4 protein-coding genes are annotated in these 3,798 nt (G+C 63.1%); all 4 read right to left on the bottom strand.

The features are described from left to right. Nucleotides 1–700, bottom strand: a 700-nt coding sequence (locus tag A6A04_RS18360) for a recombinase family protein (protein WP_172822814.1), incomplete at its 3' end; no start/stop codon positions are given. Further along, nucleotides 697–912 carry a hypothetical protein gene (locus A6A04_RS18355; protein ID WP_068495484.1) on the bottom strand — a complete coding sequence of 72 codons (216 nt, stop codon included), beginning with the start codon at nt 910–912 and terminating at the stop codon, nt 697–699. The genes A6A04_RS18355 and A6A04_RS18360, both read right to left, overlap by 4 nt. A gap of 283 nt (nt 913–1,195) precedes the next feature. After that, complete coding sequence (locus tag A6A04_RS18350) at nt 1,196–2,302, bottom strand: site-specific integrase (protein ID WP_082915055.1); 1,107 nt, start codon at nt 2,300–2,302, stop codon at nt 1,196–1,198. After that, nucleotides 2,299–3,798: site-specific integrase (locus A6A04_RS18345; RefSeq protein WP_156612683.1), on the bottom strand; the 1,500-nt coding region annotated here is incomplete at its 5' end. The genes A6A04_RS18345 and A6A04_RS18350, both read right to left, overlap by 4 nt.

The raw sequence follows: 3,798 nt of genomic DNA, 5'->3' as shown, positions 1-3,798 counted from the left end.
GAAGACTGCCGATACCCCAGGCATGGCCCCGCCGGGTGATCCCGCGCCAGTTAAGGTGGGTGCAGATCGCCTTGAGCCCCAGGGGTTTGCCGTGGCGGCCCAGGTAAAGGTCGAAGATCAGCCTGACGGTCTGCGCCTCGTCCTCGTTGATCACCAGCACCTTCTTGTCCTTGGTGCCGCGCCGTTCCTTGACGGCGAGGGCATAACCGAAGGGCGGGCGCGAGCCGTTCCAGAAGCCCTGGCGGGCGTTCTCCATCATGGCCCGGTGGGTGTGTTTGGCGTTCTCGCGGCTGCTGTGCTCGTCGAAGGCGGTGAGAATCGTGCGAATCAGCTTCCCGTTGGCGTCATCGCCGACTTCCTGGGTGATGGAGACCAGCGAGACGCCGGCCTTTTCGAGCTTGCGGCCATAGAGGGCGGAATCGAGGACATCGCGGCTGAACCTGCTGAGCGAATGAACCACCACATGGTCGTAGGGATGGGCGACGCTTGTCGCCGCCGCGATCATGTCCTGGAACACCGGGCGGTCGTCGTCGAGGGCCGAAGCACCCGGCTCGATATAGGTCTCAGCCACCTGCCAGCCTTTGCGCTCGCAATAGGCCGTCAACTGCTTCACCTGATCGGGGATGGAGAGGTCGGCCTCGGCCTGCCGGGTGGTCGAGACCCGGACGTAGAGGGCGGCGCGAATGGGCTGGGTGGTCATGCGTCCCCCTTCAGAGCTGCCGAGATCAGATCGCCGAAGTAGATGCGCATGAGATCAAGCTCCCCCGGCAGGATGGGGAGCGAATCTGCCCAGGTGACCGTGTTGGACGAAGTGCAATTGATTGCACCAGGATGATCGACGGCACCATCGACGGCGACCGCCGCGCATTCGCGGCATTCTTGGGTCGTGGTCGTGATCGCGCTGGTATCCATAGACCAGCTTGATGCACCAACCCGACGACAAAGCCGAGAGACATGGCCCTAGCTGGATCAACCGCTGTACCACGCCGAAAGCGAGACCAAGAAAACAGCCATTTTCGGGGGCAGAGCGGCCAGTGCAATTGCTCATGCAATTGAAAGTCTGGGATAGCCGGAGCATGAGAGACCTCGTTGCCAATGGTGCCGGTCGGCACCGCCAGGACGAGGTTCCAGCCCTCCTTGGCCACGGAACCTACACGTCAGACAGTTTGTGGCCGTCCTTGGCCGGAATCAATGTCTACTCTTCGTCTTCGTCTTCGTCTCCCTCTTCGTTGCAGGTGCCGCGCAGCCCAAGCACGACCCGCTGAAAGCGGCGTCCGGCTTCCAGCATGTGCGCCAGGATGTAGTGCTCCTCCGTGGTGGCGAAGGTCGTGTGGCCAAGCAGTCCGGCGGCCAGACGAACATTTTCCGGGTCTTCCACCGCCATGGAGGTGGCGGCGGAATCTCGAAACAAATGGGGCCACACCGCCTTGCCGAAGGCGTCCTTGGTGCGCTTCTTGATCTGGTCGCGGATGGCGTGCTGGATCATGGCCGTCCCCCAGCGCGATACCCACAGGGCCATGGTCACGGGCGTACCCGCCTTCCGGCGACCCAGCAACACCGGGCGATGCTTGGTCAGGTAGGTCTTGAGATAGGGAATCAGGGCGTGGGGCAGCGGCACGTCGATCTCGATGCCGGTCTTCGTCTCATCGGGCGGAAAGCGCAGCCAGTACCCGGCTTCATCGCGCACGAGCTGACGCCCCAGCTCGATGTTGGAGATATTGCGCATCCGCACGGGACGGGTGATCAGAAGGGCGATCAACAAGCCGTCGCGGTACAGGGGGGCGGCGAAATAGGGGGCGGGATCACCGTCCTCGGCGGTGTCCATCAAGTGGAGACCGAGATCGAACAGGTCCTTGGCCGGCACCATCGCCACCCGCTTGTCTCGGGACGGTTCGGCCCAGCCCTTGAGGTCCTGGTACAAGCGGCGCATCCAGGCCCAGTCGATGTCCGGGCTGAGCACCGCCAAGATGCGCCCCAGTGCCCCGGTCATCATGGTGACACTGACCTGAGAAATGCGCGCCGCCAACTGGTTGATGAAGGCGGTCATGCGCTCTGGCGTCACCCGCGCCTCGGGCGGGCTGTCCTCGTCCAGAAGATCGTTATTGTGCAGCCAGGCCAGCCACTGCCCATAAGCCTGTTCAACGATACGGCGGCGGCGCGGGGACCACGATGCTGCCGGCGACGTAGAGCCGAACATGCTCTTCGGGCGCTCACAAACGGTAGCCCAAAGACGTTGGTCGATCTGCGGCCACATGGCGACAGGAAGACACAGGGGTGCCGGCTTGGGGTCGATATAGGTCATTTCTTTCTCCTCTTGCTGGTAATGAACTTGGTCTGGTCGCGCAGCTTCAAGACCGAACGGTCATAGGTACGGCCGGCCTTCACCTGGTCGATGCCGGTGTAATTCTCGGTGGTGGTGTCGATGCTGGCGTGGCCCAACACCTCACGGACGGTTTCGTGGCCGGCAGGGGTGTCTTCAAGGAACATCTTGCCGGCAAGGTGGCGGAACTGATGGGAGGTCATGATCAGGCCGGCACGGGTCCGGATGATGCCGGCGATGTGACGGCTCATCAGCTTGTAGGAACGCGGGCCACCGTCGGTGGACGGGAACAGCCAGGTGGACCCACAGCCCGGCACAAGGGGACGAAAGTCGCGGACGTGGCGGTCGAGCATACGGGCGAGATGGGGCGGCAACTCGAACTCGATGGCACGCCGGTTTTTAACCTCGTCCTTGGGAATCGACAGGTGGATGGTTCCCTTGGGGCCTGGGCTGGATTTGATGAAGTGTCTGACCAGATCGAGGCTGACCAAGTTGCCGACACGAATCGGGCACATCAGCAGCATCTCGATAGCCAGGGCGGCTTCCGCGAGGCGCGCCCCGTCCTTCCCGCCGGTGGTCTTGGCCTCCTTCAGCAGGGTGGCGGGCAGATGCAACAATTTACCGAGGTTGCGGTGGTCGAACTGGGCCAGACACCGCTTATTCTTCGCTCTGAGGCCGCGCTCCGTGGGGGCGGACTGTTTGATGATCTGCTCGAGCAGGTCCAGCCTAGCATCAGTGACCAAGCTCGGCGGGGGGCTGTCCCGGTCGTGGCGAACCCGCCGCCGCAGGCCCCCGGTCAGACGGTGATAGAGCAGCCCCCGCATGGCGATGGCAATGAACTGCACCTGGGTGGGTACCTTGCCGCCGGCCCGTTCGACGAAGAAATCGAAGGCGTCACTGATTGCCCGGGTGCTGGTGATTGCATCGACCGTGGCCAGGCTGTCGAGCGGATAGCCCTTAGCCACCAAGGCCGAGATGTACTGGAGCATCTGGGTTTGCCGCAGCTTGACCGTCACCGGCGACAGCGCCTTGCGGGGCATGTCCTTGAGGAACAGCGGTCCATCGCCATGGTCGGCAGCGCCGTCACCGGCAAGGAAATCGAGATACCCGACGAGTTCTGCTCGCAGCCCCTGGGCGAGGTCCTCCAGCTTGACCATGTAGGGCGTCCGCTTCCGGACGACGGTCACAGCCTTGCCGGGCCAGCCGGGAACAGTATCGACCAGCCGATTCCAGGTCTTACAGACCCGGCCATATGCTTCCCATTCGTAGCCATTGATCGCTTCATGCTTGAGCACACTGAAATAGCGCAGCATGTGGTCCGAGGTGATGTCTTCGGGTCGCCATCCCTGCCCCGCAGCGTAATGGGCGAAACGGCGCAGGCGGCGACGATCCCAGGCATCCTGACCGGCCCCCAATGGCGGCTCCAGATCGAATGTTAGTGAAGCATGGTTGATGTTGCCTGGCCAGGGGCGACGGAG

Origin of the sequence: Paramagnetospirillum marisnigri, assembly GCF_001650715.1 — a bacterium.
GTDB classification, from domain to species: Bacteria; Pseudomonadota; Alphaproteobacteria; order Rhodospirillales; family Magnetospirillaceae; genus Phaeospirillum; species Phaeospirillum marisnigri.
The sequence above is the reverse complement of the archived record's forward strand: the minus strand, read 5'-3'. Positions and strand labels throughout refer to the sequence as shown.